The organism is Effusibacillus consociatus, assembly GCF_042652925.1.
GTDB lineage: Bacteria > Bacillota > Bacilli > Tumebacillales > Effusibacillaceae > Effusibacillus > Effusibacillus consociatus.
In genome coordinates this window covers 1-4,091 of sequence record NZ_JBHSHC010000104.1, presented here as the reverse complement: position 1 = coordinate 4,091, position 4,091 = coordinate 1, and the positions used below count along the sequence as shown (strand labels likewise).

General features: G+C 48.8%; 4 protein-coding genes, 1 pseudogene and 1 riboswitch. All 5 genes and pseudogenes read right to left on the bottom strand.

Annotation, left to right across the window (positions count from 1 at the left end):
• Positions 1 to 32: 32 nt before the first annotated feature.
• The 5 genes and pseudogenes from ACFO8Q_RS13715 to ACFO8Q_RS13695 all read right to left on the bottom strand — a co-directional run bounded on the left by ACFO8Q_RS13715 (position 33) and on the right by ACFO8Q_RS13695 (position 3,691).
• Positions 33 to 351 (bottom strand): annotated as a pseudogene (locus ACFO8Q_RS13715) (hotdog domain-containing protein).
• A gap of 401 nt (positions 352 to 752) precedes the next feature.
• Entirely contained in the window at positions 753 to 2,003 is a 1,251-nt protein-coding gene (locus ACFO8Q_RS13710) for a serine hydroxymethyltransferase (RefSeq protein ID WP_380026378.1), read from the bottom strand.
• Positions 2,004 to 2,198: 195 nt separating this feature from the next.
• The gene (locus ACFO8Q_RS13705) at positions 2,199 to 2,747 is read right to left on the bottom strand and encodes a TIGR01440 family protein (RefSeq protein ID WP_380026377.1); all 549 of its coding nucleotides are present in this window, start codon (positions 2,745 to 2,747) and stop codon (positions 2,199 to 2,201) included.
• Positions 2,741 to 3,211: a ribose 5-phosphate isomerase B gene (rpiB, locus tag ACFO8Q_RS13700; protein WP_380026376.1), complete on the bottom strand. Its 471-nt coding sequence runs from the start codon at positions 3,209 to 3,211 to the stop codon at positions 2,741 to 2,743. Before rpiB ends, ACFO8Q_RS13705 begins: the two co-directional genes overlap by 7 nt.
• A 24-nt stretch (positions 3,212 to 3,235) precedes the next feature.
• On the bottom strand, positions 3,236 to 3,691 hold the full coding sequence (locus tag ACFO8Q_RS13695) for a low molecular weight protein arginine phosphatase (RefSeq protein ID WP_380026375.1): 456 nt from the start codon (positions 3,689 to 3,691) through the stop codon (positions 3,236 to 3,238).
• A 110-nt stretch (positions 3,692 to 3,801) separates the two neighbouring features.
• Positions 3,802 to 3,883, bottom strand: a riboswitch (ZMP/ZTP riboswitch).
• Positions 3,884 to 4,091 lie beyond the last annotated feature (208 nt).

Sequence of the window (4,091 nt, the reverse complement as noted above, 5' to 3'; positions counted from 1 at the left end):
ACCAGTTTTCTGCTCAGGTGTATTTTTATTTTTTAGACAAATTCAAGGCTTTTTGAACAGACTCTATTATCTTGCTTTTCGAATTTCTCAATTGTTACTTCACAAATTATTGTATCTCCCGTAAATACTGGTCTTAAAAACTCAAAATTCATAGTACGAGCGAGTACGTTGTTATCGCCCCCTACTTTTGTTGGCAATGCAGCAGTTAGTAACCCCTGAATTACCAGTCTTCCCTGTCCATCTGGGGTAACATGATGAGACCCCTCATCACCAGAAACCTTTGTAAAATTCAACGTCTTCTACCGTGAAAGTCCGTTCAAACTTAATACTATCTCCTACTTTTAACGGCATATTTATCTCCTCCTCGCTTGTTTTAAAATAATTGTACCATTTTGTTCCACAATTCTGCCCTAAGGCCAAGCGTTTAGTGATAATTCCTCGAGATTACGAATCATGTTACACCTCTATAAATAATTATACATTATTGTGTATAAAAATACACAAGTCTCTCATAAGGCACAACGGACTAATCAGCATACATAAAACGGGCAAATGTGACTTCAGTCCAAACGGTCCATCCATAAACGGACTTTCGAGTGCTTATTGATTGATTTTCAACCGTTTATAGTGAAAAAGGAGACAAATAACGTCTGGAAAATCCGCTATTGCAACCGCCCGTTCCTCCGATTCTACGTTAATTGGACCGTTGTAAGAAAAAAAGCACCCTTTCGGGTGCTAACAAATTTCATCTGTTACGCCTGCTCCAATCCCTCATACATCGGGAACTTTTCGCACAAAGCCCGAACACGGCGCATCGCTTCGTTCAAGCTCGGCTGGTCCTTGCCATTCCGCAAGGTGAGGTTGATGATGTCAGCGATTTCCACCATTGCTTCCTGGTCGAATCCGCGTGAGGTTGCAGCCGGCGTACCAATCCGGATACCGCTGGTGACAAACGGGCTTTGCGGGTCAAACGGAATCGCATTTTTGTTGACGGTGATGCCGATCTCATCCAACAGATGCTCAGCTTCTTTCCCTGTCAAACCAATGTTCCGCAAGTCGATCAGGATCAGATGGTTATCGGTGCCGCCGGACACGAGGTTCAATCCACGATCGGTCAACGCCTTGGCCAACGCTTGTGCATTATCGATTACCGCTTGCGAGTATTGGGCAAACTCAGGACGCAATACTTCCCCGAAGGCAACCGCTTTTGCAGCAATCACATGCATTAAAGGACCGCCTTGAATCCCAGGGAAAATGGCCTTGTCGATTTCCTTCGCATACTTCTCTTTGCAAAGGATCAATCCGCCGCGCGGACCGCGCAATGTTTTGTGAGTCGTTGAAGTCACAAAGTCCGAATACGGAACCGGACTTGGATGATGCCCTGTTGCAATAAGACCTGCGATGTGAGCCATGTCGACCATCAAGTATGCGCCCACAGAATCAGCAATTTCGCGAAGTACAGGGAAATCGATCACGCGCGGATAAGCAGACGCACCTGCTACGATCATCTTCGGCTTGTGTTCTTCCGCCAAACGACGAACGACGTCATAATCGATTCGATGTGTATTTTCATCGACTCCGTAAGGAACGAAATTGTAGTACTGACCGGAAATGTTAACCGGACTTCCGTGAGTCAAATGTCCGCCATGAGCCAGGTTCATGCCAAGCACTGTATCGCCAGGCTTCAGGAACGCAAAGTAAACAGCCGTGTTCGCTTGGGCACCGGAATGTGCCTGCACGTTCGCGTGTTCCGCTCCAAAAATTCGCTTCACGCGGTCGCGTGCCAGATTCTCAACAATGTCTACGTACTCGCATCCGCCGTAGTAGCGCTTGCCCGGATACCCTTCCGCATATTTGTTGGTCAACACGGTTCCCATTGCTTCCATTACTGCTCGGCTAACAAAGTTTTCGGAAGCGATCAACTCAATTTTGCTGCGTTGACGGCCCAGTTCCTTGTCAATCGCCTCTGCCACTTCTTTGTCAATCAGTCTGAGATGTTTCATGGTTTTCTCTCCCCTTAAAACATGATGTTTTATCCCGCTCGCTTCCTTGCCGGGTCCCCATCCTCAAGGCACGACTTGGCACTTTCAGTGCCATAGCGTGACCTAGTACTCTTGAGTGAAAGTACTCGGAATAGGCTTCGAAGATTCGCGTCACTCTGATGGGTGACGTGGGCAACGCTCTTAGCGGGGCAACCTTTAAAGTATGTAAACAGCTCTCGCGCCGCCGATCAGTTTCGGACGGGTTACAGCCATGGTTACATGCGCTTGTCCGATTGATTTAATGCTCGGACGAACCGGAACCGCAACCGGCCGCAAATGCATGCCGATAAACGTGTCCCCAATATCAATCCCCGCATGAGCCTGAATTCGTTCCGCCAGTACCGGCTGTTTCAGGCTTCGAAACGCAGTGGAAGCGACCGCTCCTCCCGCTTGCGGGACGGGAACCGCTGTTACTTCCTCGAGTCCAAACGTTTTTAACGTGTCGCGTTCCACAACCAAAGCACGGTTTAAGTGCTCACAGCATTGAAAAGCGACATGAAATCCATATTGGTCACGAGCGGCCAACACAGCCTCCACGATCGCGGCTGCAGCCTCCGAAGAACCGGCCGAGCCGATTTTTTCCCCGATCACTTCCGAACTGGAAGCACCGATCACCAAAATATGCTCAGCGGAGAGTTGAGCCTTCTGCTGCAGTTCCTCAATCACCTGCCGAGTGGCTTGTGTGATTCCGGGCAGATCTAACATCCGCGGACTCCCTCTTCTTGCCCATACTTTTCTTCAATCAGTCGGATCTTATCCAACCGCTGTTCATGCCGGCCGCCGGCAAATTCGGTCGTCAGCCAGATGCGGACAATCTCTTCGGCCAATCCGGGTCCGATCACACGGGCACCCATTGCCAAAACGTTCGTATCATTATGCTCACGGGTCGCTTTCGCAGAAAAACAGTCATGAACCACCGCACAGCGAACACCGGGAACCTTGTTGGCCACAATCGACATGCCAAGCCCCGTACCGCAAATCAGAATGCCTCGATCAAAATCGCCCTTGGCTACGCCTTCAGCGACTTTGATACCGTAATCGGGATAGTCGACCGATTGCTCGCTGTCTGTCCCGAAGTCATGAACTTCCATATTCAGTTCTTTCAATACGTTTTTCATCTGTTCTTTCAAGGCGTAACCGCCATGATCCGCAGCAATTGCTACCCGCATCAACATCGCCCCCTAGTGCTCATTCTACCCTTGCTTCATCATTTCCACAAGTTTGCTGACCGCCCGTTCAATCTGCTGCGCCGCGTCCTCGTACACGCTTTGATTTCCGCCAAAAGGATCGGAAATATCGTGATCGGAGTCACCCACAAATTCTTTCAGTGTAAACATTTTATCGAGGTATTGGGGAAAGCGATCGCCAAGCAAAATTTTGTGGGACGAGGTCATCGTCAGAATCAAATCCGCCCATTGCCCAAGCTCCTCGGTAAACATCTGAGAACGATGCTTGTCCCCTTGAATTTGACGCTGCCGCAAGGCTTCCAGCGCCCCATGGGAGGCCGGACTCCCGTCAACTGCCGCCACCCCGGCCGAACGGACTTCGATGTTCGAGACTCCCTGTTCTTCCAGTTTCCTTCGAAATAAGGCTTCCGCCATCGGACTTCTGCATGTATTGCCTGTACACACAAAGAGAACACGATACATCCGAACACCCCCTGGCTGCTCGCAGACTTTATCGAATCCAGTATAATGCAGTCCCGTTCTTAGTGCAAAAAATGCCCTTAAAACACAAAAAGTACTTGATCATCGATCAAATACTTTGCCCAGGCGTACGGCTTATTCTATCTATGTGCTCCCTCATGGGTCCCCATGTTTACGCCAGTCACACATAGTACAACTAAATTCATGGTACACCTTTCTCGCGAAATTTTCAATCTGGAATTAATGTGCTTCAAATCACCTCTCATTTATTATGTTGAACACTCCCTCCACCTGCGGTAAAAATTCGAGTTCAGTGATAACGTATTTTCAAGGTCTACCCTGAAAATATCCGAGGCAGGGAGTACCTCTAAAGGCAATAGGAAACTAAACCCAGTGAAGCTAT

Bases quoted from the DNA above. Each gene is read 5' to 3' on its own strand.
- ACFO8Q_RS13705 (WP_380026377.1), bottom strand. From the start codon at position 2,747: ATGTTAGATCTGCCCGGAATCACACAAGCCACTCGGCAGGTGATTGAG.
- ACFO8Q_RS13695 (WP_380026375.1), bottom strand. From the start codon at position 3,691: ATGTATCGTGTTCTCTTTGTGTGTACAGGCAATACATGCAGAAGTCCG.
- rpiB (WP_380026376.1), bottom strand. From the start codon at position 3,211: ATGCGGGTAGCAATTGCTGCGGATCATGGCGGTTACGCCTTGAAAGAA.
- ACFO8Q_RS13710 (WP_380026378.1), bottom strand. From the start codon at position 2,003: ATGAAACATCTCAGACTGATTGACAAAGAAGTGGCAGAGGCGATTGAC.